This is a genomic window from Pseudomonas sp. A25(2017), assembly GCF_002001065.1.
Classification (GTDB): domain Bacteria; phylum Pseudomonadota; class Gammaproteobacteria; order Pseudomonadales; family Pseudomonadaceae; genus Aquipseudomonas; species Aquipseudomonas kilonensis.
Map to the genome: position 1 here is coordinate 21,351 of NZ_MUOA01000132.1, position 23,535 is coordinate 44,885.

The following is a 23,535-nucleotide window of genomic DNA, read 5'->3' on the forward strand; positions in this document are numbered from 1 at the left end:
ATAGCGGAGCGGTTGGCTAGCCTGTCACCCATGGAGCCCAGGAAATGCAGGTTTTTGAAATTTTACCGCTTGAGGCTATTGGTCCTGTTCGTCTTGGCGCAGCACGCGCTACAGCGAGGCAAAAGATGGCTGCCATCGGATTCCCGCTCGAGCATTCCCATGACCGCGTCGATTATTTTTGCGAGTCCTGCGTGCAGGTTTCCCACGGGCCGAACGATGAAGTCAGCTTCATTGGTGTCTGCGGAAACCCGAACGTCACGTTCATGTTCAAGGGAGTCGATGTCTTTGCGCACTCTGCCACACATGTGTTTTCAGTGATGGCTGCTTCGGACAATTCCGGCCAGCACGAATTCTCATCCTATGAATACCTGTTTCCAAACCAAATCCTGACGCTATGGGATGCGGATGAACAATATGACCGCCAAGGAGGAGAAAGCCGTGAAGTCTGGGGTCAAGTCGGCATCGGAACCAGCGCTTACATGGCGGCCATTCGCGCCATCAAGACAGGCATGTGAATGGATCCCGATTGAATGAGAGATGGTTTACAGGGCCATCTTCGAGCAAAACGCGACCCGTTGGGAACGACAGCTTTCGGCCAGAAGCAGCCATTTAAATAGGTTGAATTGGCCTCTCTCTGGAGCATATATTGGAGGCAGCAGTATGAGCTGCGACACCACCCACCATAGGTAGACGTAACCATGAACCGCCCTAAACCCAACACCACAGCCATAGAGGAGAGTGCTCATGCTTCTCCGGCTGAGTCCTGGGGCGAAAGGGAGTTAGCTCGCGAGATTGCGCTGCTAGAAGCGCATGTTCATGAAGACAGGATCAGTCGACTGATCGATGAAGCGCATGTTGCAGTAGAGGCCAACAACCCAGAAGGACTCAAAGGCCTCCACTACGAAATCCTCCCAGTCAATATCGAGGAAGAGCTTAAGCAAAGCTACCTGGATTACGCGATGTCCGTGATCGTAGGTAGAGCGCTGCCTGACGGCAAAGCAGTGAACACTCTCCGTGATTTATCGCGTAGAGGGATATCGCTTTTCACAAGCTTTGCGCACCGCCTTTCAGCAGCCATTGCCATCTGTCGCCTACAAAAAGCTGCCCTCACCTTCATGAGTCTCAGTAAAGCTGCTGAGATCGCTCGCAACCGAATCCCTCTCTTCGCCTACGGTCCAGAGCTCAGTGAGTTCCGACATAGGCTCCGGTAACACCCGCCGCTTCAAAAAGACTTCCAACATCTTTTTTTAGAGGAGGGGTCAATCATGACTACCCGCATTACTTCGGCTGAGTACGAATCAGCCGCCACCATACGCTGTGCCCACTCTTGGGATCATCACGCTACACACATTGAGGTTTCGCATACGCACGATCACGATCCGATCGAGCATATCGTAGTCTGCGCCGAATGCGCTCGCCTTGCGGGACTTGTGCTGTGCTGCGCCTGCGTCGATGAGGCGCTGCTAGTACATGCAGGCTCTGCATCTTGTGAAATGACTCCGGTGTACGCCCCTAATGAGCTGGTCGATGGCTGCTGCGCCAAACATATCGCGCTGCGTCTTCAACTTGCGCTGACCAGCGACTTGTCTTCGCCGCAGGCTCGTGCTGGCTGACGCCGATTAAACCAAAGAAAAGGGTCGCCTACTGAGGCGACCCTCGTTGATGTGCCCACTCTCAATCAACAATGTCTAATCTAGGTGTCTGAATTGCCACCGATTGAACTGCACCGTCTTATCTAGATACTTGATGACCGCAGTTAGCCGAAAGCTGACTGTTGCGAAGGGCTGCTGTCGGCCAGAAGCGGACGCTTGATAGGGGCGTTTTCCAGCGAATGCGGACATACGAAAAGTCTGACTTTGAATAAGAGTTGGCTCAACTTGCTAACGCGCACCTCTATCTATTGGGTCAATCAATTAGTTTCTATAAACCAATTCAAAAATAAAAACAACCATACCAAAACTAAGCTGCAGTACTAGTGCGCGGCGCAAGCCACTCACGACACCATAATATCTAGACTGCTTTGACGGGAGGAAAAATCAGTTTCCGAAAATACAATTCGATCCCTTCGTTGCTGCCATTTAATACATCAAGCAAGTGATTATCCTTGTTAATCATGAAAACTAACGCCCTCATGTGCTCCTGCATTTTCTCCGACTGAGCCTCGAGGCCTTTAGAAAACTTTGAAGGTACGGGCGAACCATGTGTAACAGATGATCTAACCGCATAGCAATCTTTGATAAATTGATAAACTGTTTCAGCATCATATCCATTTTTAGCAAATAAAAATGCAACTCGCTCAGACAACCTATGACTAAGCTCCACTGTATCCGTTGAAAACAAACTTTCCAAGGCCGAACAGCAGTGTGCTATTTTTATAGCTTCATAAGGCGTGCGGCGGGATGTATCTAGAAAATGATAAAATCTAGCATATCTAGAATAGCTTTTATCACTTACACGACCTGTCATCACAGATTTATTAGAAAAAACCAATGAGCGATTGTTGTCACATATTGTATTCCATTGCTGAATTTCTTCAGCATTAAAAACGACCTCAGTATCCGCCAATCCACGTGCTGTGAACATTTTAGAATAAAGTCCGTTATTAGCCCACTGCTCGCCGCCATCCTTTGTATGCTTGCAGTAAGCAATCTCACATATTATCGAATTGTCTTTGACTAGCCATGAGTCTTGCATAAGCCAATCAACCCACCCAAGCCACATGGTTATTACTAGCGTCAATGGGAGCGCATCAAAAAAAGAGCTAGGTACATCGCCAATTATCAAATGACTCGCACCGAGCAAATGCTCGAACTCAATTCTTCCAGAAATATCCCGCAGCTCAGGTGTTAAGTATTTCCCTTTTAACTCCTCGCCTACAATCACATCAATGCCAGGCATAAGGCTGTAAATGCCGTCAGGCGCATCTACCTTCAGATTTCGTAAAGTTGAAACAAATATATACCCATCTTCACTCTTAAAGTAATTAATATGCGCAGCCATATCACCCCTCAAAAACATCTAATATAATCACAATCTTGAATTTCATTGAGCCGCTGACATCCAGATACAGCCTATCAAAATTACTACAAAGCCAAAGGAACGCGACAGAGTGGCACATGGCCATTCGTGCCGTAACGCTATCCTTCGATCCATACCTTGTCCAGCGTAGCGATGATGCGGCGCCGTGCGCGCCAAGCCTAGCTAAGGTAACAAGGTCAATTGCGTAATACGCAAGGAATCTTTCTTTTACATTTAGACGCTGTAACAGTCCGCTATGGAACAGAATGCTTCTCATGAACGCCTGTTTTTGGCCGGAAGCAGGTGCTGCGCACGTCCGCTGTTGGCCGAGGCTGTGTAAAAACGTTTTTGAGCGCGTCAGGTGCTCAAAACCGGACTGGAAATCGTGTTTCTACGCGAAATCCACATCTGCAGACGTGCCGATAAATTTCAAATTTAACGTAGACGCAGACACTTCAATTTTGGCGAAGCGTTTTTTCACACTCTGGGCCGAAAGCGGTCGTCGTGAGCGGCAGCCATCGGCCAATGGCAGCCACTCAGGACTCACCCTGATGAGCGGCCATCCAGGCCAACGATTGGACACTAAGTCATCGCGCCTCATTTAGCTAGGCCAGAGCCTCGCTGACATAGCTAATTTGACGCTTACTTATCGCGAAAAACTATACGGACTGACTATCCCTCAACCTGGGTTTGCATGAGGGAAAGGAATGGTCTATAGCTTTATAGCCATTTGCCATGATCTGCGATAAGGAAGAAACAAGGAGGCATTATGAAAAATTATAAAGTAGCATGCTTTAGTCTGATTCTTCTAATTGTAATTGTGCCCGCGCATGCGTGGGGAAAGAAGGATGTTTCTATATATTTTGAGTTATCGGAACCTGTGCAGGCTAGAGATGACCAGTATCAAATTATAGCCATAAACACATATGCGATGCCTGCGTTCTGTGCTGATAGCTTCAAGGGTTCGGTAGTACGCAGTTTGATCGGCAAGAGCAACAAGGCGTCACTCTTGGTTACTTTGGATAAGATTCCCGTGCTCAATATGAGCTATGACGACAAAACTGGTAAGTGCGCCATACATGAGTATCGCGAAAAAAGCTTAAATGGGCAATTACTAATTGGCTCAACTAAGCCAGATCACCAGCTTGGTCTCATATATGTGTCAGAGGAGAAAATTGATGGAGTAAATAACTTGATTAATGTGGCGAAAACAATCCTTGGTGCTCAGTCTAACCTTATCAGTGCTCCTGTTACTGATACTGTGCTGCCCTTTCTAGTCAATGCATACGAGCAAGCAGCTAGGTCAGGTGTTGATTATGTGGTTGACTTTGATATTCCTGGGGTTCAAAACCACGAAAGCAAGGCGACGCTTAAAGGAATCATTGGCGACTCCACCCCCAGAACACTAATCACCTTTAAGCGTATCACCAAGGATTCTGTCCTAGAGACCTCTGCGTATGGCCAAATACTGAGTAAGACTATTAGCGGTGAAAAGTCACCTAATGAGGTGCTAACCGCGCGTAGAGCTACTGAGGGAGGGGCGTTTAAGGCGGGAGGGTTGGCAACAGTTACAAGAGAGTGCGATCTTCTGGAGGCTGCATATAGGGATAGTCTTAACCAGGCTGATTTGCAGAGGCTTCTTGAGTCCTATCTATTAACCAATCATAGGAAGTATTTGACCATAGGTATGGTCGAAGACTGCTTGGGGCAGCCTCTGCCGATGCCTACTAAGCAATTGGCATTCAAAATCCTAGCGGATGAGATTGTTGAGCCATTAAGCGAGTACGATACGTCGTTTCTGAGGAATTTATTTAATGGTCGTTCCGAGAAGGTTCTAACGGCTAATACGAAATTTTCTGATAGGAGTCGTGAGCTTGATGCGTCTACTGTGTCTGAATATATTAATCTGAGTGATTCCATGCCTCTTTGTCATACATTCATGACATATGATGAGGCGGCTTTTGTCCAGATCATAAAGTCTAAGCCCTACTACGTTTATGTGGCGGTTGATCGTCTTTATAAGGTGGGAGAGGCTGTTGCGGATAAAAGTTCGAGAATAGAAAGTATAACTGTGTCGAAGGATCAAGATAGTCTTTACGGAGAGAAGGATGGCGTGAGTCGCTGCTTAAACGCTGAAATGCAGAAGACTCGACTCGCGGGCTTATGGACTCAATAGAGCTTGGCTGAGTATCTTGGCGCAGGCCCAGCTTTCCTTTTCGTGCAACAGGATTTGGCCCCGTGAAAAAATGTATCTCTAATGGAGGAGGTCATTAAAGCTCCGGCACTTGATAGCCAGATATGCCGTTTCTGGATGGAATGGTATATTTCGCAAAGCCCCATACTCATGAGGTCTCCTAAGCTCCATGCATTTGTATTTAATGGTCTCAACATTGAAAACCAAGCGCTGGCGGTGATTACCACAAAGAACGTAGCCTGGGTGCGAAGTCATAAAACTACCGTTTACAACCTTGGTGGTAGAGCGCGTCGAGCCGTACTGAACTCATCCAGAGTATTACCTAGTGATGAACGTACACATTGGCTTAAGTTATTTATTGGCAACTCCCCCGGTTCTACTGGATAGGCTGGTGGCCCAATGGGTTCAAAAAACAGCATAGCTATAGCCTGGTGCAGCCTTGGCTTTTTATTAATTAGTCGAAAAACTGCTGGATTTAGTTGGCTGCTATTGATTTTGGCGAAGTAACTGAAATTGCCTCGCTTAAGAAGTTATGTCTAAGGGAAAGTTCTGTGCCAGCACATCATGAATATAGAAGCGAGTGGGTTGCGGCGGGGTACAAATCGGATATGGGAAGCGCAATCGCATCTCGCCCTCCGAAAGAAAGAAGCCTGCGTCGAGTCTATCATCTGACTTCTGCTGAATACGCAGTCAGTAATATCGCACTCGGTCGTCTGAAGGTTTCACGATTTTCAGACCTCAATGATCCGTTTGAACTTATAGGCCTAAATTTTCGAGAAAAGATGGCTCGAAATATTGTTCGTGACTTCAAAGATGCCTACGACGCACATACAGGCCTTTTATGCTTTAGCGGTGACTGGGCTGAGCCTGTTTTGTGGAGTCACTACGCTGCGAAGCACAGGGGAATTTGCTTGGGATTCGATGTCCCATCAGAGTACCTTCAAAAAATACAATATGAGGATGAGCGAATCCTTGCGGAATTAGGAAACAATCCAGAGCTCGCAAATATTGATCCCGCTCTCCAAGATGCATTGCTACGAACGAAATCCAGCGGCTGGAAATATGAGGATGAATATCGTCGGTTCGTCCATTTGACTGATGCTTTCAAGGAGGAGAGACTTTACTTTTTACCGTTTGGACCGGGCTTGGAGTTGACAGAGGTAGTGCTGGGTCCGCTGTGCACCCACTCTCTTAAGTCGGTCAGAGAACTCGTAACTTCACGCTATCCTACTGCTATTACGTATAAAAGTCGTCTTGCATACAAAACATATAAAGTCGTCCCAGATGAACTCACGATTCCGTAAACAAGGACTCATAAGTTCTTAACAATAAGTGAAAACAGGCTATGCAGAAGGTCCGCTTCTGGCCGTTAGTGACCGCTCCGAGCGTCCGCTTATGGCCGAAAGCTGACCTTGTCGAACGTCTTTATATAGCCATTCTTGTTCGGTCATACGTGGTCAAGTCTGATACAAATGACAGGTAAGACCGAATGATGCCGTGGGATCTGTTCGTGCAGATCTCATCTACCAAGGGGGAAAAAGGGCGGATTTATTTGCTTGAAAATAGTCCATCCCCTTATCGGTCAGAATTTCAGTCCCTTATAGAGGCTTTCGCGATTAACCCCGACATCTTTGGCGATTTGAAGCTTTTTCAACTTCGGCCAATGCATGAATAAGACTTTCCGTATCATCGGCTTTTATACTTTCAGCCAAATAAGCTGCTATAGCGTCCGGGCTATCGAGAAAGCGCGAAGCATCATAACGAGTGGTACTCGTAGTATTGAGATTGAGGATAGGCATACCGTCAGGGCTGAATTTATCGTTCATGTCATTCACCTCTCCAGGTGTCTAGGATCGTTGCGGCTCTCTTAATACCTGGCTTTAATCGTTTTTATCGCTTCTGCTGACCGAGTCGACAACGGAAAAGGGCGCTTTTATACGCCCTAAGCTCCATCAGCTTTCAACCTGTGCCTGAAGCCGCCGACCAATTACCTCCAGCAAATCACAGCCATCGCGTAACGGAATCACCAAAAGCTGAGCGAAATCCGAAAGCACAACCGTATCGCTGGTTATTTCAGAGCGAAACGCAATGTTCTCCAGCACCTGGGTTACCACACGGATGCGGTAATCGGCTGTCGCGTGTAGGACATCCAGCGGGGCTTCGGTATCGATGAGTAGGGAGGCGGGGGTGCAGTCGATGCCGGTGATGGGGACATATCTTTCCATGTTCAAAACTCCGATCTAATGAGGTTTTAGCCACTCAATCGTCGCCAAACAATTGGGTGGCAGTTGTACGCAGGTTGGCGAACCGGGATCGAAAACCGGCAGACCCGAAGGCCTCCCACGCACAACTGCCGTAACGGGCAGCCGTGCAAGTGTGCCAAAGCCTCCGCAAAAAACGCAGTACTTTCGCACTCGATCCTCAGGTCGCCAAACCTGATCGCCATTGAGCGATGGGCATCACTATAGGTTTTGTCGGATTGGGTGGGGAAGGTGATGGGTTCCTAAAGCTTCGTAGGAGTTGCGATCGTTTTTTGCGGGAGGGATCTGACATGGCGGCTCGACTGATTCAAAACCATCAACAAACCGAGGTGTCAGCTTTAGGTCTGCTTCGCAGCCCAGCGGGAGCAAGCTCCCTCGCCACAGGGGAGAGGGGCGCAACTAGCCTTCGAACTCCGTTTGCAGCATCGTCAAAAACGCCTCTCTGGCAGGATGTTTCCCAGCGTTTTCATGCCAGTAAAAAAGGTTATCGATCCCCGTCAACTCAGGAAATTCATACCCCGTCCAACCCGCCCCCTGGCGGTATTGCTCATAGATCCCCCGGGGCACCAGCGAGACGCCTGCACCCGCACTGACACAGCCAACAATGGCGCCATAACTGGCGATGCTGGTGATCGGTTGCACCTGGCCATGACGCAGCAGCCACTGCTCCAGCGCCAAGCGGTACGGACAGCCCGTGGGCCACATGAAGATCGCCTTGCCTTGCAGATCGGCGGCGCTGCGCAGCGGGCCGTCGGACTCGGAGGCGATGAGCACCAGGTCTTCGCGGTACATCACGGCTCGCTTGAGTCCAGGTCGTTCGATGTCCACCGCTACGATCACGCCATCGAGCCGGTGATGCTGAATATCGTCCAGCAACTGCGCCCAGGTGCCCGTGCTCAGTTCCAGCGATACTTGCGGATACTGTGCATGGTATTTGGCGAGCAACTGCGGCAGGCGCCCGGTGGCGCTGGACTCGATGGCGCCTATGCGCAGCGGGCCACTCGGTGCTCGGGTGGGGGCGACTGCGCGGCGGGCCTCTTCTGTCAGGCTCAGTATTTTTGTCGCGTACTCCAGAAACACTTCGCCCGCCGGGCTGACCCGCAGCCCGCGGCCTTCGCGGAAAAACAGCGGCGTGCCGAGTTCCCGTTCCAGGGATTTGAGGCGCGCGGTGATGTTGGACGGCACGCAGTGCAGCACTTCGGCGGCGCGGGCGATGCTGCCTGTTTCGCAGACTGTCTTGAGCATGCGCAGTTGGGACAGTTCCATAGCTCACCAGAAGTGAATGATTGGTTGAGTTTAAGTCACTTGTGCTGAGGTGGGGTGGTTTCGATACTTCGAGGCAAATCGGTCAGTGAGCAGGCACTTTAGATGGAAACGCGTTTTGCGCGGGTTGAAGGTTCCTCCGGCAAAACCGGTGTGAAGGTTATCCTGGCGACGCTGTTGGTGATCGTTTGCTGGGCCTATTCGCCGATTGGTATTCGTATTGGCTTGCAGGCTTATGAGCCGGGTCAATTGGCGTTGATGCGGTTTCTCATCGCCTCGGTGTTCATGGCCATTGTGGCGATGGTGAGGGGTATTTCCTGGCCGCGTCTCAGGGATTTGCCGTTGCTGGTGGTGTTGGGTTTCTTTGCTGTCAGCTTGCACCACATCGCCCTCAATTACGGTCAGCGGGGCGTCAGCGCCGGGGCGGCCAGTGTGCTGGCCCAGTCCACGCCGTTGTTCAGCACGTTACTGGCGCATTTTGTTTTCAAGGACAGGGTCAGTGGTTGGCAGTGGGGTTGCGTGCTATGCGGCTTGCTTGGCGCTGGCGTGGTGGTCGCGGGGGATCGTGGCTTGGGTGACATGGACGCCCATGGGCTGTTGATCCTGTTGGCGGCGCTGTCCTGGAGTTTGTATTTCGCTTTGCAGAAGCGCCATGCCCATCGTTATGACGGTTTGACCGTGGTTTGCTACACCGTTTGGTCGGGCACGATTCTGTTGTTCATTTTTGCGCCGGGGATGTTGAGCGCGGCGCGACAGGCTTCGGCTTCGGTGAATCTGGCGGTATTGGTTCTGGGTATTTTTCCCAGCGCGTTGGCGTACCTTGCTTGGGCTTACGTGCTGGCGCACAGCAACGTGAGCCGCGCTTCCATGGCGCTTTACCTGATACCGCCCACGGCGATGTTGATGGCTTCTTTGGTGCTGGCCGAGCGCCCGTCAGCGATGGTTATTGTTGGGGCGGTGATTGTGTTGATGAGCGTGCTGGCGTTGAGGCTTGAGCCGGGGAGTGGGGCAAAAGTCGGTTGATTCTGTTGTGGGTGTCGGCAATCCCACACACGGATTGCGGGAGCTGTGAACGATCGTTCCTCACGCTCCGCGTGGGAATGCCGCCAGGGACGCTCCGCGTTCCGCTCTGGAAGGTGACGCAGAGCGTCACGGGATGCATCCCCACGCAGAGCGTGGGAACGATCAGGTTGCGGGGGCTGTGAGGATCGTTCCTCACGCTCCGCGTGGGAACGCCGCCAGGGACGCTCCGCGTTCCGCTTCTGGAGGGTGACGCAGAGCGTCACGGGATGCATGCCCACGCAGAGCGTGGGAACGATCAGGTTGGGGGGGCTGTGAGGATCGTTCCTCACGCTCCGCGTGGGAATGTCGCCGGGGACGCTCCGCGTTCCGCTTCTGGAGGGTGACGCAGAGCGTCACGGGATGCATGCCCACGCAGAGCGTGGGAACGATCAGGTTGCGGGGGGCTGTGGAAGGTCGTTCCTCACGCTCCGCATGGGAATGTCGCCAGGGACGCTCCGCGTTCCGCTTCTGAAAGTGACGCAGAGCGTCACGGGATGCATGCCCACGCAGAGCGTGGGAACGATCAGGTTGCGGGGGCTGTGAGGATCGTTCCTCACGCTCCGCGTGGGAATGCCGCCAGGGACGCTCCGCGTTCCGCTTCTGTAAGGTGACGCAGAGCGTCACGGGATGCATTCCCACGCGGAGCGTGGGAACGATCGGGTTGCGGGGGGCTGTGAGGATCGTTCCTCACGCTCCGCGTGGGAACGCCGCCAGGGACGCTCCGCGTTCCGCTTCTGAGAGGGTGACGCAGAGCGTCACGGGATGCATGCCCACGCAGAGCGTGGGAACGATCAGGTTGCGGGGGCTGTGGAGATCGTTCCTCACGCTCCGCGTGGGAACGCCGCCAGGGACGCTCCGCGTTCCGCTTCTGGAAGGTGACGCAGAGCGTCACGGGATGCATGCCCACGCAGAGCGTGGGAACGATCAGGTTGGGGGGGCTGTGGAAGATCGTTCCTCACGCTCCGCGTGGGAACGCCGCCAGGGACGCTCCGCGTTCCGCTTCTGGACGGTGACGCAGAGCGTCACGGGATGCATGCCCACGCAGAGCGTGGGAACGATCGGGTTGCGGGGGCTGTGGAAGATCGTTCCTCACGCTCCGCGTGGGAATGCCGCCAGGGACGCTCCGCGTTCCGCTTCTGGAAGGTGACGCAGAGCGTCACGGGATGCATGCCCACGCGGGAGCGTGGGAACGATCGTCCGAACGAGCGGGTGCATTATTTCTTGACCGAGTAATCCTGCCCCCACACCCGTACCGTGCTGACCGCCTCGCTCATGCCTTCAAACACGAACTTCTGGCGCACGGCGGTCTTCGCCGGAATGGTGACTTCATCCGGGTTGTCCAGGCCGGTGAGGCGGTTGGAGTAACCCGCCTGGTCGATGGCCAGCAGTACGCCGGTCTGGCCGAGGTTGACCACGCGCAGTTGGGTGTCGGTGCTGTTCTTGAAGCCGAGGGTGATGCTGACGTTGTCGTCGCCGGGTTCGAGCTTCAGCACTTCAACGGCGATGCGGTCTTTCATTTGCTCGCCGGAGGAGATGATCGCGGCGCCATCGGTGCCTTGGGCCGACTCGCGGCCATCGAGCACGCCTTCACTGACACCGCCCAGCAGGTTCTTGCCGGCGGTAATGAAGGTTGAAACGGCTGCCTTGGTCGAGTCCTTGATGAGGCTGCCGTCGGTTGGCTCGCCTTCGGCAAAGCACAGGGAGCTGAGCAGGAGGCTGGAAACGAAGAGGGTGGAGCGTGACGGCAGAAAAGTCATACCTGGATCCTTGAGGGTGGCCTGCGACATCGCCTGTCAAAAGGGCGAGCGGCAATGATAGCCGTGATCGAGGACTGTTAGCGATTTACCTCTTTGAGTTTTTCCGACATCTTCACCAGCGTTGCCAACGAGTCCGCATTCATCTTGCGCATCAACGACCCGCGGCGCACTTTCACGGTCACTTCGCTCAAGCCCAGTCGGGCGGCCACCTGCTTGTTCAACAGCCCGGACACGACCAGCTCCATCACCTCGCGCTCGCCGTCAGTCAGGGTGTCATGCCGGCGTTTTAACGCGTCCATACTCGCTGCGGCCTTGCGCCGTTCCTGGTCGCGGTTCAGGCCCTGGGTGATGGCATCGAGCAGGTCCTGTTCGCGGAACGGCTTGGTCAGGAACTCCAGCGCGCCGGCCTTCATGGCTTTGACGGACATCGGAATGTCGCCATGGGCGGTGATGAACACCACCGGGACCAGGATGTTCAAGCGGGCCATTTCCTGCTGGAAGTCCAGCCCATTCAAGCCCGGCATGCGCACATCCAGAATCAGGCACGCCGGCACGTCCGGCCGTTGGGCGTCGATGAACTCACGGGCCGAGCCGAATGCCATGCTTGCCAGGCCCACGGAGGCCAGCAGGTCTTGCAGTGAGGCACGCACCGAGTGGTCGTCGTCGACGATGTAGATCATCGAATCGGCCCGGTCATGCACGTCAGTTTGGCTCATCGGATTCCCTTGTAACGGCTGGCAGGGTGAAGTGAAACGTCGAGCCGGACGGTGGATTGCTGGCGGCCCAGATCCGCCCGTCATGGGCCTCGATGATCGAGCGGCTGATGGCCAACCCCATCCCCATGCCGTCCTGCTTGGTGCTGTAGAAGGCGTCGAATACCCTTTCCCGGTCGCTCGCCAACAGACCATTGCCTTGGTCGGACACCGAAAAGAGCAGTTGCTGGGGCGATTCGAGCGTCACCTGAAACTGCAGAATCCGCTGGTCGACGTCAACCTGGCGCATGGCGTCGAGCGCGTTCATCGCCAGGTTCAGGATCACTTGTTGGATTTGCACTTCATCCGCCAGCATCGGCGGTAGCCCGTCCTGGACCTGTACGCGCAAGGTGATGTTCTGCTCGTTCAGCTCTCCGGCCAACAATCGCAGCGCGGTATGGACCGTGTCGGCGACGTTCAGCCACTGCTTCGTCGGCGCTTGATGCCGGGCCATGCCGCGCAACCGGGCAATGATGTCGCTGGCCCGATGGGTGTCGGCGATGATCCGCTCCACCGCCTGCCGGGCCTTGGGCAGGTTGGGCGGCTCGGTGGCCATCCAGCGCAGGCTGGCACTGCCGCTGGCGGCCACGGCGGCCAGCGGTTGGTTGACTTCGTGGGCAATCGAGGCGGCGAGTTCGCCGAGCATGTTGATGCGGGCGATGTGCGCCAGGTGGGCGCGGGTCTGATGCACCGTGCGCACGGCGGTCGAGAGACGCAGCGCCAGGTACGTGGTGCCGGCGATGGCCGCGAGGCTGATCAGCACGTTGATCAGCCCGGCCTCTGTGTCGCCGAAACGTGTGAAGCGATAGCTGAGGATCGTCAGGACCATGCAGGTAGCCGCTACCCCCGCGACCGCGCGCGCCGGCAGGACTCTCACCGCGATCAGCACCACCACGATCTGAAAGACCCCGACCGCGATTTCCAGGTCGGTGACGGTATCGATTGCCGCGATGCCGAGGGCCAGCCCCAGCAGGAGCACCAGGCGCAGGGTCAACTGGGTTCTTCTCATTGAATGTCCATCGCGCATTGCTCCAACGACCGATCCACGCAGTTTATACCGCAGCGTCTCAGGATGGATTGTCCAGGCTGAACTGATCGGCCACTTCGTCGTAGGCGAACAACTCGGCGTAGCGGCCCCATTGCGTGACACAGTCCAGCGTAATGGCGGCGTCGTGCTCGGACATGAAATCTTCCAGTTGGTCACGGAAACGCCTGGCTGGTGCGGTGCGGGTAGGGCGGTCGTCCAGCACCCGGCGCACATGCCCCACCAACGGCACGTATTTAAGCAGGTGCCGGGCAAACAGTTGCTTGCGCTCATCCACCGCTGAATCGGCGTAGCGCTGCCCGGCCGGCAGGAGGGTGATGTGGCCGTCCTGCAGGTCGGCCAGGCGCAGGAGTTGCAGCACCTCGGCGACCGGCAACAGGTCACTGGCGGTGTAGCGCAATGCACTGGCGAGCTCACGCAAGTCCGCTTGGCCGGCAAACGGCTGGTCCTGCACCGCTTCGATCAGCCCGGCCAGGGCATTGCTGGAAATCGACGGCAGGACCATGCCCACGCCGCTGCCGGCAAAGGTTTCCTGGCGTGCGGAGCCGACATTCGCGCCGCCGGCCATCTGCACGTAGATGTGCTCGACCAGGGCTTGGAATGCCGGGTCGGCGCGATTGCGCGGCTGGCTGAGGTCCACGCTGATCTCGCTCATGACCCGCCCCGGGTTGGAGGAGAAAATCAGTATCCGGTCACACATCAGCACGGCTTCTTCGATGTTATGGGTGACCATCAGGATCGACCGGATCGGCATGCGCCCCTCACGCCACAGCTCCAGCAGGTCGGTGCGCAGCGTTTCGGCGGTCAGCACGTCCAGCGCGGAAAACGGCTCGTCCATCAACAACACATCCGGGTTGACAACCAACGCGCGGGCCAGGCCGACGCGCTGGCGCATGCCGCCTGACAGCTCTTTGGGGAAGGCGCTTTCGAAGCCGTCGAGGCCGATCATGTCGATGGCGGCCAGCGCCCGCCGACGTCGCTCAGGTGCTGCCACGCCGAGGGCCTCGAGGCCGACCTCGACGTTTTGCAGCACCGTCAGCCAGGGGAACAGGGCGAAGCTCTGGAACACCATGCGCACCGAGCTCGCCAGCCCTTGGGCATTGCTTGGAAAATCCACCACGCCGGTGGTGGGCGAAATCAGGCCGGCGATGGAGCGCAGCAAGGTCGATTTGCCGGAGCCTGAACGCCCGAGCAGGCCGACGATTTCGCCCTCGTCCAGGCGCATGCAGACGTTGTCCAGAACCCGGCGTTCGGCGCCGCCAGCCGTGCCGTAGACGTGGCCGACTTGCTGCACATCCACGAGGCAGCGTTTGTCCATTACTTGCATTGGATCACCCCTCAATCAATTCGAAGCCGACGTTCGGCGAAACCGTACAGCGGGCGCCACAGCAACCGGTTGAAGCCCACCACGAAAATCGACATGACCACGATGCCCAGCGCCACCCGATGCAGATCCCCGGCCGTGGTCGCCTGGGCGATGAAGGCGCCCAAGCCGGACGCGTACAAATGGTGGTCGCCCCAAGACACCGCCTCGGCGACGATGCTGGCGTTCCATGAGCCACCCGCTGCCGTGAGGGCGCCGGTGACGTAGTAAGGGAAGACGCCCGGCAGCGCGACTTGGCGCCACCACTGCCAGCCGTGTATGTGGAAGCTGCGCGCCGCCTCGCGCAAATCAGTCGGCAGGGCGCTGGCACCGGCAATCACGTTGAACAGGATGTACCACTGGGTGCCCAGGATCATCAGCGGCGAAAGCCAGACATCGGGGTTGAGTTTCAGGGCGACGATGGCGATCACCGCGAACGGAAACAGCACGTTGGCCGGGAAGGCTGCCAGTAACTGCGCGATGGGTTGCAGGCGCTCGGCCCAGCGCGGGTTCAAGCCGATCCAGACGCCGATGGGCACCCACACCACGCTGGCCAGCACGATGAGCACGCTGACTCGCACCAGGGTGATCAGGCCCAGGCCAAAGGTACTGGCCACGTCCTCCCAACCTAAGGTGCTGCCGATGAACCGCGACACCTGCAGGATGCCGGCGATGCAGGCAGCGGCGACCAGGGCGAGCCAGACCCGGTCGGCTGCGCGGCTGACGCGGGCACTGGTCGTGAAGCGGATGGACGGCAGCCGGGGGAGCTTCTCCAGGAACAACGAGGCCTTGACGCTGCCCAGCGTCAGCAGCACCAAAGGCACCAGGCGCGTCGAGCGCAGCAGGTCGTAGACCCTCGACCGTGGGCGTTTCTGGGAGGCGGTCTGCTCAAAGCGGAATTTGTCCGCCCAGGCGACGATTGGCCGGAAAAACAGCAGGTCATAGGCAATGATCACCCCGACCATGGCCAGCACCGCCCAAGCAATCGCGGCGATGTTTTGCTGCTCGATCGCCAGCGCCAGCCATGAACCGATCCCCGGCAGGCTGACGGTGGTGTCGCCGACGGTGATGGCCTCGGAAGCAACCACGAAAAACCAGCCGCCCGACATCGACATCATCATGTTCCACACCAGGCCCGGCGTGGCGAAGGGCAACTCCAGCCTGATGAAACGTTGCCATGGCGAAAAGGCGAACTGTCGGCTGACCTCGTAAAGATCGTTGGGCACGGTTCTCAGCGATTGATAGAAGCTGAAGGTCATGTTCCAGACTTGGCTGGTGAAGATTGCGAAGATGGCCGCGCACTCCACGCCGGTTTCCTTGCCCGGGAACAGTCCCATGAAGAACACAACGGTAAACGTAAGAAAGCCAAGGACTGGCACCGATTGGAGAATATCCAACGCTGGCAGGATAACGATTGCAGCCTTGCGGCTTTTGGCGGCCAACGTGGCGACGACCAAGGAAAATACAAACGAAGCGAACAAGGCGATGAACATGCGCAACGTCGTGCGCAAGGTGTATTCCGGCAGGTGCACCAGCTCAAGGGACAGCGGTGAAGCGTCAAGCACGCCGAGGGGCTGGTTCATTTGATCCAGGCCATGGAATACAAAGGCGGCCAAGAGTACGAGGAGGCCCAACAACGCGATATCGGCCCGCCAGGAATTAGCAGGAAGTTGCTCCCGGTTTTTGAAGGGCGTCAATACAGGTGCAAGGAAAGAAGGGCGCATGGGTCACCTCTATTACTCTTTGAAAACCAGGGCCGCGACCACACTTGCGATCATTGGATGTCATGAAGTTGAAGCGCACTTGAACGGGGGCGTTAAATGCCCGGCAAGATTAAGGGCTGCCTGGGCTGAAGACCACGCTGACTTGGGACATGAAAATATACTTTGGTATATCCGTTTCCCTTCGATGAAAGAACTTCGCCGTATTTGTCGCCTATTGAAAGTTGCGCGCCGGGGGCGGGAGGGCGTTTATCTGATCCGTATTTTCCTGCGTCAGGTGCCTCTGTCATGAACCCGGGCCCCACCCCAGAATAACCACGCGGTTTGCCTATCGGACGGCCCGTGTACTGCAATTTTTTGGCCCAGGAGTGCTCATGGCGAAGATGGCGATTTTTTTGGGTGGTTTTTTGGCACTGACCCTTTTGATCGGCGTGCTGGCGACGATTTCGCCCGTGTAGGCACACGCTGCTAAAGCCTCTATAGCGACAAGGCCACTGTTGATCGTTCCCACGCTCCGCGTGGGAATGCCTCCACGGACGCTCCGCGTTCGGCTCTTGAAGGGGACGCAGAGCGTCCCAGGCTGCATTCCCACGCAGAGCGTGGGAACGATCATCGAGTTTTTTCCGACCATTCCCACATGCTCCGAGCCCTGTTCGTCTATCCCCAAACGCCTCGAAACCGGCAACATGGTCATTCCCCACGCCGCAAAGGAAGGCATCCCATGGGCCGGAGCCGCTACGTCATCACCGAACCCGAAAAACCCCACTTTCTCACCTGCACATTGATGGAGTGGTTGCCGCTGTTCATACGGCCCTATCTCGTTGATCACCTGCTTGGGTGCTGGCGTTATCAGCAAACCCATCAGAACTTGCAGTTGTTCGGTTATGTCGTTCTGGAAAACCATCTGCATTTCGTTGCCCAAGCGCCGAATCTGAGCAAATGCTTGCGTCAGTTCAAATCCTTTACGGCGCGCCAGATCATCAACGACCTACAGAGCAAGGGTGCTGAGCGGGCATTGCAACGCCTGCGGTTCAGCAAGCGAGCGCATAAGCAGGACCGGGTCTATCAGTTATGGCAAGAAGGCTCACATGCGGAGCAAATCTATAGCGAAGCGGTCATGCGCCAGAAATTGGACTACATCCATTTCAACCCAGTGAAGCGCGGGTATGTGGAGTTACCGGAGCATTGGCGCTATTCCAGCGCGCGCAATTATGCAGGGATGGAAGGGTTGATTGAGATCCAGCGATGGTATTGACCACGGCGTTCACCGCCCCCGCGACCCTCCAGAAGCGGAACGCGGAGCGTCCCGGGCGGCATTCCCACGCGGAGCGTGAGGAACGATCTTCCGGCCTCCACACGCAGATCGTTCCCACGCTCCGCGTGGGCATGCATCCCGTGACGCTCTGTGTCACCCTCCAGAAGCGGAACGCGGAGCGTCCCGGGCGGCATTCCCACGCGGAGGGTGAGGAACGATCTTCCGGCCTCCACACGCAGATCGTTCCCACGCTCCGCGTGGGCATGCATCCCGTGACGCTCTGCGTCACCCTCCAGAAGCGGAATGCGGAGCGTCCCTGGCGGCATTCCCACGCGGAGCGTGAGGAACGATCTTCACCGCCCCCGCAACCTGATCGTTTCCACGCTCCGCGTGGGCATGCATCCCGTGACGCTCTGCGTCACCGTCCAGAAGCGGAACGCGGAGCGTCCCTGGCGGCGTTCCCACGCGGAGCGTGAGGAACGATCTTCCACAGCCCCCGCAACCTGATCGTTCCCACGCTCTGCGTGGGCATGCATCCCGTGACGCTCTGCGTCACCTTCCAGAGCGGAACGCGGAGCGTCCCTGGCGGCATTCCCACGCGGAGCGTGAGGAACGATCTTCCAGCCCCCGCAACCTGATCGTTCCCACGCTCTGCGTGGGCATGCATCCCGTGACGCTCTGCGTCACCTTCCAGAGCGGAACACGGAGCGTCCCTGGCGGCGTTCCCACGCGGAGCGTGAGGAACGATCTTCCGGCCTCCACACGTTGATCGTTCCCACGCTCCGCGTGGGCATGCATCCCGTGACGCTCTGCGTCATCCTCCAGAAGCGGAATGCGGAGCGTCCCTGGCGGCATTCCCACGCGGAGCGTGAGGAACGATCTTCCAGCCTCCACACGCAGATCGTTCCCACGCTCTGCGTGGGCATGCATCCCGTGACGCTCTGCGTCACCTTCCAGAGCGGAACGCGGAGCGTCCCTGGCGGCGTTCCCACGCGGAGCGTGAGGAACGATCTTCCAGCCCCCGCAACCTGATCGTTCCCACGCTCTGCGTGGGCATGCATCCCGTGACGCTCTGCGTCACCGTCCAGAAGCGGAACGCGGAGCGTCCCAGGCGGCATTCCCACGCGGAGCGTGAGGAACGATCTTCACCGCCCTGATCGAGCGCCACTGTGGGGTCGGTTCCTGTTACCGATGCAAAATCACCTGCGCAATCTCCTGCAACCCCATCACCCGTTGCGCAGCATTGAGCTTGATCGCTTCCTTGGGCATGCCGAAGACCACGCAGCTGGCTTCGTCCTGGGCCACGGTGGTGCTGCCGGCGTCGAGCATTTCCTTCAGGCCGCGGGCGCCGTCGTCGCCCATGCCGGTCATGATGATGCCGGTGGCGTTGCGGCCGGCGAATTTGGCGACTGAGCGGAACAATACATCCACCGAAGGGCGGTGGCGGTTGACCAGTGGGCCGTCCACCACCTGCACGTGATAGAACGCGCCGCTACGGGTCACCATCATGTGTTTGCCGCCCGGTGCGATAAGCGCCAGGCCCGGGTGGATGCGGTCGTTGTTGCGGGCCTCGCGCACTTCGATCTGGCACAGGCTGTTGAGCCGGGCGGCAAACGAGGCGGTGAATTTTTCCGGCATGTGCTGGACGATGACGATGCCCGGGCACACCCGCGGCAGGGCGGTGAGCACCGCTTCCAGGGCCTGGGTGCCGCCAGTGGAGGTGCCCAGGGCGACGATGCGTTCGGTGGTCTGCGCCATGGCGTGGCCGTTGGCGGCGGGCAGCATGGCGTCGGCGGTGAGTTTGGTCGCGGGCGTCAGCGCGATCGGGGCGGGGCGCTTGCCCAGGTTGCGTACGTTGACCTGGGCGGCGGCGCGGATCGCCGACACCAGTTCCGGCGCCGACTCCAACAGAAAGTTCTTCAGGCCGGTGGTGGGCTTGGTGATGATTTCCACCGCGCCAGCGGCCATTGCCTGCAAGGTGGTTTCCGCGCCCCGGGGTGTCAGGGACGAGCAGATCACCACCGGCGTGGGGCGCTCGCTCATGATTTTTTTCAGGAAAGTGATGCCGTCCATGCGCGGCATTTCCACGTCCAGCACGATCACGTCGGGCCATTCCTTGGCCAGTTTGTCCATGGCGAAAATCGGGTCGGACGCCGCGCCCATGACGTGGATGTCCGGTGTGTCGCTGAGGATCGCCAGCAACACCTGGCGAACCACGGCAGAGTCATCCACCAGCAGTACATTGATCTTTTTTGACATAGTCAGTGCCGGGTCCTTATAGGTTGGTGCCTGACCCACACATCGCCGCTGCAAAGGTCGAAGATGATGCTGCGGTGGCCAGTGCTGCCCATGTCCTGGGCGATCAGGTCGAGGCGATAGAGGGCGGCTATTTCCAGCGCGGCGTTGACGTTCAGCCGCGCCACATCGCCGTAGGGCACATGGCGTTGCAGCTCGGGGAACATCTCGCCACCGCCGAACAGCTTGAGTTGGTAATCCTCGGGTTCGGTGTGGTGGGCCCGCGCCTGGCGGATGAACAGTTCGATGGCTTCGTCGGCGTAGAGGCCGTTCAGTGCGGTGGAGCAGCGCACCCGACTGGGCAACATGAAGTGGCACATGCCGCCGATCCTGCGTTCCGGATGCCACAGGGTGATCGCCACGCAAGAACCGAGGATCGTGCGCAGGCGCGTCGGGCAGGTGGCGAAACGAAACTCCCCGGGCGCCAGGTACACCTCGGCCACTTCCCTGATGGCGGCGTTCATGGTTTGCGGTAAATCGAGGGCGCCACCAGTTTCAATGCATCGGACACGCCGTTGAGGCTTTCCGAGTGGCTGATGATGAAATAGCCGCCGGGCTTGAGCCGGGGGAGCAAGCGGGCAACCACCTTGCTTTTGGTGGGCTGGTCGAAATAGATCATGACGTTGCGCAGGAAGATCACATCGAACTCCCCCAACTCCGGCAAAGTGTCGTTGAGGTTGACCTGGATAAAGTTGACCCGGTTGCGCAATGCCCGGTCGATGAGGAACGTGCCTTGCTGGCTGCCGGTGCCCTTGAGGCAATATTTCACCAGCAGCGGCTGGGGCAGGGTGCGGGCGCGCTCCATCGGATAATGCCCGGCGCGCGCCTTGGCCAGCACCTGGCTGCTGATGTCCGAACCGATGACTTCCCAGGGCGTGGTGCCCAGCCCTTCGGCCAGGGTCATGGCCAGGCTGTAGGGTTCTTCCCCCGATGAGCTGGCCGCGCTCCACAAGCGAAAGGTCTTGCCCGGTGTCGCGTGGGGCAGCACGTGCTGGCGCAGGAAATCGAAATGCTTGGGCTCGCGGAAAAAGTAGGTCTCGTTGGTGGTGAGCAGGTCCAGCGCTACCTGCAACTCATCGCTGCGCTGGCCGTTCATGATCAGCTTGAAATACTCGCCATAGCTGTCCAGCCCATAGTGCTTGAGGCGCTTGAATAAACGCCCGGCCACCAGGGCTTTCTTGGCCTCGGACAGGCTGATGCCGGCGGCCTGGTACAGCCAGGACTGGAACTGGCCGAACTCTCGGTCAGTGAGCGCCTGGCTGTTCAGCGTGCGTTCCTTGCAGGTATCGGCGTTCACGGGGCATCCACTTCCAGCGCGTTCGGGCTGGCTTCGGCGAGTTGGGACATTTCATCGATGGACAGCACGCGGTCCACCTCCAGCACGATGACGAACTTGCCATCGACCTTGGCCATGCCACTGATGAAATCTGCGCGGATCTTCGCACCGAAGCTCGGTGGTGGTTCGATCTGCGAGGCCGGGATTTCCAGCACCGCCGACACCGTGTCCACCAGCAGGCCAATGTCCTGGGCCTGGCCGTCGGCGCTGGCCGCCTCGATGATCACCACGCAGCTGCGGCGGCTGATCGCTGAATTCGGCCGGCCGAAACGGGCCGACAGGTCCACCACCGGCACCACCGCGCCACGCAGGTTGATCACCCCGCGCACGAAGGTCGGCATCATCGGCACCACGGTCAGGTTGCCGTATTCGATGATTTCCTTGATGCACAGGATGCCGATGGCAAACATCTCCGTGCCGAGCATGAACGTCAGGTATTGCGCTTCTTCCTCGACCGCGAGGGCGGTTTGACGGGTGGTCGCGATGGCGCCCATTGCTTTTTCTCCTTTAAGCAAGCCAGTGGAACCGGGCCATCAGAACCGGGTGAATTCCGATTCATCCGGGGCGCTGGCCATGGTGTAGGCAAACGCTTTAGGCATGACCGGTGCCGGTGCCCGGGCCGGTTTGCGGCTGGACGGACCTGGGGTGTTATCGACCCTGGCAACTTGCACGGCAGACTTGGGCGGCGTGTCCAGGGTGAAGAAACTCATGGCCTGTTGCAGCTGTTCGGCCTGGCTGCTCATTTCCTCGGCGGTGGCGGCCAGTTCTTCGCTGCTGGAGGCGTTTTGCTGGGTCACCTGGTTGAGCTGGGTCATGGCGGTGTTGATCTGCGCCACACCGGCGGCCTGTTCTTCGGAGGCGGCGCTGATTTCCTGCACCAGGTCCGAAGTCTTGTTGATCGACGGGACCATCTCGTTGAGCAGGCTCCCGGCCTTTTCCGCCATGTCGACGCTGCTGGACGACAGCTCGCCGATTTCCTGGGCGGCCACCTGGCTGCGTTCGGCCAGCTTGCGCACTTCGGCGGCGACCACCGCGAAGCCTTTGCCGTGTTCACCGGCGCGGGCGGCTTCGATGGCGGCGTTGAGCGCCAGCAGGTTGGTCTGGTAGGCGATGTCGTCGATGATGCTGATGCGCTGGGCGATTTTCTTCATCGCCACCACGGTCTGCTGCACCGATTCGCCGCCGTCGGTGGCTTCCTTGGCAGCCTTGCTGGCCATGCCGTCGGTGACCTTGGCGTTCTCGGTGTTCTGGTTGATGCTGGCGCTCATCTGCTCGATGGAGGCACTGGTTTCCTCGACGCTGGCCGCCTGCTCGCTGGTGGCCTGGCTCATCGATTGCGCGGTGGCGCTGACTTCTTCGGAGGCGCTGGCCAGGTTGTCGGCGGCGTTGCGCACTTCACCGATGATGTGCGAGAGCTTGCCGACCATGTTCTGCATGGCGTTGAGCACCATGCCGGTTTCATCCTTGGAGCCACCTTCGATTTTCGCGTTCAGGTTGCCTTCGGCCAATTGTTCGGCGACGGCGGCGGCCTGTTTCAAGGGGCGGGAGATGATGCGCGAGATGAACAGCGCCAGGCCCAGGCCCACCAGCAGGGCGGCAACCAGCACGACGATGATCGACAGGCGTGCGTTTTCATACAGCTGGGTGCCGTGTGCACTGGCGACATCAGCGCCAGCCGCGTTGAGTTCGACCAGTTTTTGCAGGTCGCCGGTTACCAGGTCGAACCGATGCTTGGACTCGCCCTTGAGCATTGCATTGGCCTGCTCGGTCAGGTTCTGCCGGGACAATGCGAGCAGATCTTTGCTGATCGCCAGATAGGCGGCCCAGTCGTTGCGGGTGGTGTCGAATAGCTGACGATCTTCAGCGCTGGAGAGCAGTTTTTCGTAAGTGGCCAGGCGTGTTTCGAAGGCCTTCTTGGCTTCCTCGGCTTCCTGCTCGAGGGTGACGCGCTCTTGCTCGGAGTCGGCGACAATATGGCGGTTTTCCTTGAGGCGATAGCTCGCCGCATAGAAGCGCATACCCGAGGCTGCGCGCATGGACGGCATCCAGTTTTCACGGATGTCGAGGGCGGTGTGGTTCACCTGGCCCAGTTGAATGATCGAGAACACCCCCATGACGGCGGTCAGCGCCAGCACCACAAGAAATGAAGTGATCAGTTTGGTGGCGATTCTAAGATCGTAGAACCATTTCATTGGGAAGTACCTCTCCATGGA

The 23,535-nt window shown here is 57.5% G+C and carries 20 protein-coding genes and 1 pseudogene; 7 read left to right on the plus strand and 14 right to left on the minus strand.

What is annotated here, in order from left to right:
* The first annotated feature begins 44 nt into the window (after window positions 1-44).
* The 3 genes and pseudogenes from B0E42_RS28820 (at window position 45) to B0E42_RS30970 (ending at window position 1,613) form a co-directional block, all read left to right on the plus strand.
* The gene (locus B0E42_RS28820) at window positions 45-515 is read left to right on the plus strand and encodes a hypothetical protein (RefSeq protein WP_077508731.1); all 471 of its coding nucleotides are present in this window, start codon (window positions 45-47) and stop codon (window positions 513-515) included.
* A gap of 390 nt (window positions 516-905) precedes the next feature.
* Window positions 906-1,031: pseudogene (locus B0E42_RS31910) on the plus strand (hypothetical protein); the annotation flags it as partial.
* 234 nt (window positions 1,032-1,265) lie between these two features.
* The gene (locus tag B0E42_RS30970) at window positions 1,266-1,613 is read left to right on the plus strand and encodes a hypothetical protein (protein WP_139353241.1); all 348 of its coding nucleotides are present in this window, start codon (window positions 1,266-1,268) and stop codon (window positions 1,611-1,613) included.
* Between the two features lie 397 nt (window positions 1,614-2,010).
* Here the strand turns inward: B0E42_RS30970 and B0E42_RS30975 are convergent, their stop codons facing one another.
* The gene (locus tag B0E42_RS30975; RefSeq protein ID WP_139353242.1) at window positions 2,011-3,000 is read right to left on the minus strand and encodes a HEPN domain-containing protein; all 990 of its coding nucleotides are present in this window, start codon (window positions 2,998-3,000) and stop codon (window positions 2,011-2,013) included.
* A gap of 787 nt (window positions 3,001-3,787) precedes the next feature.
* Here B0E42_RS30975 and B0E42_RS28830 point away from each other — a divergent pair.
* Both B0E42_RS28830 and B0E42_RS28835 read left to right on the plus strand, forming a co-directional pair.
* Window positions 3,788-5,194, plus strand: coding sequence for a hypothetical protein (locus tag B0E42_RS28830; RefSeq protein WP_077508735.1), 1,407 nt, complete (start codon window positions 3,788-3,790; stop codon window positions 5,192-5,194).
* A 497-nt stretch (window positions 5,195-5,691) separates the two neighbouring features.
* Window positions 5,692-6,516: a DUF2971 domain-containing protein gene (locus tag B0E42_RS28835; protein WP_139353243.1), complete on the plus strand. Its 825-nt coding sequence runs from the start codon at window positions 5,692-5,694 to the stop codon at window positions 6,514-6,516.
* Window positions 6,517-6,828: 312 nt separating this feature from the next.
* Here B0E42_RS28835 and B0E42_RS28840 read toward each other — a convergent pair whose 3' ends face one another.
* The 3 genes from B0E42_RS28840 to B0E42_RS28850 form a co-directional block, all read right to left on the minus strand.
* Complete coding sequence (locus B0E42_RS28840) at window positions 6,829-7,038, minus strand: hypothetical protein (RefSeq protein ID WP_367575853.1); 210 nt, start codon at window positions 7,036-7,038, stop codon at window positions 6,829-6,831.
* Between the two features lie 126 nt (window positions 7,039-7,164).
* Complete coding sequence (locus tag B0E42_RS28845; RefSeq protein ID WP_003203083.1) at window positions 7,165-7,437, minus strand: hypothetical protein; 273 nt, start codon at window positions 7,435-7,437, stop codon at window positions 7,165-7,167.
* 435 nt (window positions 7,438-7,872) lie between these two features.
* Window positions 7,873-8,739: a LysR family transcriptional regulator gene (locus B0E42_RS28850; protein WP_077508739.1), complete on the minus strand. Its 867-nt coding sequence runs from the start codon at window positions 8,737-8,739 to the stop codon at window positions 7,873-7,875.
* 102 nt (window positions 8,740-8,841) lie between these two features.
* Here B0E42_RS28850 and B0E42_RS28855 point away from each other — a divergent pair, with 102 nt between their 5' ends.
* A complete protein-coding gene (locus tag B0E42_RS28855; RefSeq protein ID WP_077508741.1) occupies window positions 8,842-9,759 on the plus strand; it encodes a DMT family transporter in 918 nt (305 codons plus the stop codon).
* Between the two features lie 1,253 nt (window positions 9,760-11,012).
* Here the strand turns inward: B0E42_RS28855 and B0E42_RS28865 are convergent.
* The 5 genes from B0E42_RS28865 to B0E42_RS28885 form a co-directional block, all read right to left on the minus strand.
* Entirely contained in the window at window positions 11,013-11,555 is a 543-nt protein-coding gene (locus tag B0E42_RS28865; RefSeq protein ID WP_018601110.1) for a hypothetical protein, read from the minus strand.
* 77 nt (window positions 11,556-11,632) lie between these two features.
* Window positions 11,633-12,271, minus strand: a complete 639-nt coding sequence (locus B0E42_RS28870; protein WP_077508743.1) for a response regulator transcription factor — start codon at window positions 12,269-12,271, stop codon at window positions 11,633-11,635.
* Complete coding sequence (locus B0E42_RS28875) at window positions 12,258-13,334, minus strand: sensor histidine kinase (RefSeq protein ID WP_371915909.1); 1,077 nt, start codon at window positions 13,332-13,334, stop codon at window positions 12,258-12,260. Before B0E42_RS28875 ends, B0E42_RS28870 begins: the two co-directional genes overlap by 14 nt.
* A 40-nt stretch (window positions 13,335-13,374) precedes the next feature.
* Entirely contained in the window at window positions 13,375-14,679 is a 1,305-nt protein-coding gene (locus B0E42_RS28880) for an AAA-associated domain-containing protein (protein ID WP_018601104.1), read from the minus strand.
* A gap of 11 nt (window positions 14,680-14,690) precedes the next feature.
* Window positions 14,691-16,439, minus strand: a complete 1,749-nt coding sequence (locus B0E42_RS28885) for an ABC transporter permease subunit (protein WP_077508747.1) — start codon at window positions 16,437-16,439, stop codon at window positions 14,691-14,693.
* Window positions 16,440-17,157: 718 nt separating this feature from the next.
* On the opposite strand from B0E42_RS28885, the gene B0E42_RS28890 reads away from it, so the two are divergent.
* Window positions 17,158-17,691 carry a hypothetical protein gene (locus B0E42_RS28890; RefSeq protein WP_018601097.1) on the plus strand — a complete coding sequence of 178 codons (534 nt, stop codon included), beginning with the start codon at window positions 17,158-17,160 and terminating at the stop codon, window positions 17,689-17,691.
* 1,185 nt (window positions 17,692-18,876) lie between these two features.
* On the opposite strand, the gene B0E42_RS28905 is transcribed toward B0E42_RS28890, so the two are convergent.
* The 5 genes from B0E42_RS28905 to B0E42_RS28925 are packed head-to-tail and all read right to left on the minus strand — an operon-like array spanning window position 18,877 to window position 23,514.
* On the minus strand, window positions 18,877-19,950 hold the full coding sequence (locus tag B0E42_RS28905; protein WP_003203057.1) for a chemotaxis response regulator protein-glutamate methylesterase: 1,074 nt from the start codon (window positions 19,948-19,950) through the stop codon (window positions 18,877-18,879).
* 2 nt (window positions 19,951-19,952) lie between these two features.
* Window positions 19,953-20,450 (minus strand): chemoreceptor glutamine deamidase CheD, encoded by a 498-nt coding sequence (gene cheD / locus B0E42_RS28910; protein WP_077508749.1) that lies wholly within the window; start codon window positions 20,448-20,450, stop codon window positions 19,953-19,955.
* Entirely contained in the window at window positions 20,447-21,283 is an 837-nt protein-coding gene (locus B0E42_RS28915) for a protein-glutamate O-methyltransferase CheR (RefSeq protein ID WP_077508751.1), read from the minus strand. Before B0E42_RS28915 ends, cheD begins: the two co-directional genes overlap by 4 nt.
* Window positions 21,280-21,816 (minus strand): chemotaxis protein CheW, encoded by a 537-nt coding sequence (locus B0E42_RS28920; RefSeq protein WP_077508753.1) that lies wholly within the window; start codon window positions 21,814-21,816, stop codon window positions 21,280-21,282. Before B0E42_RS28920 ends, B0E42_RS28915 begins: the two co-directional genes overlap by 4 nt.
* Window positions 21,817-21,855: 39 nt before the next feature.
* Window positions 21,856-23,514, minus strand: coding sequence for a methyl-accepting chemotaxis protein (locus tag B0E42_RS28925; RefSeq protein ID WP_077508755.1), 1,659 nt, complete (start codon window positions 23,512-23,514; stop codon window positions 21,856-21,858).
* Window positions 23,515-23,535 lie beyond the last annotated feature (21 nt).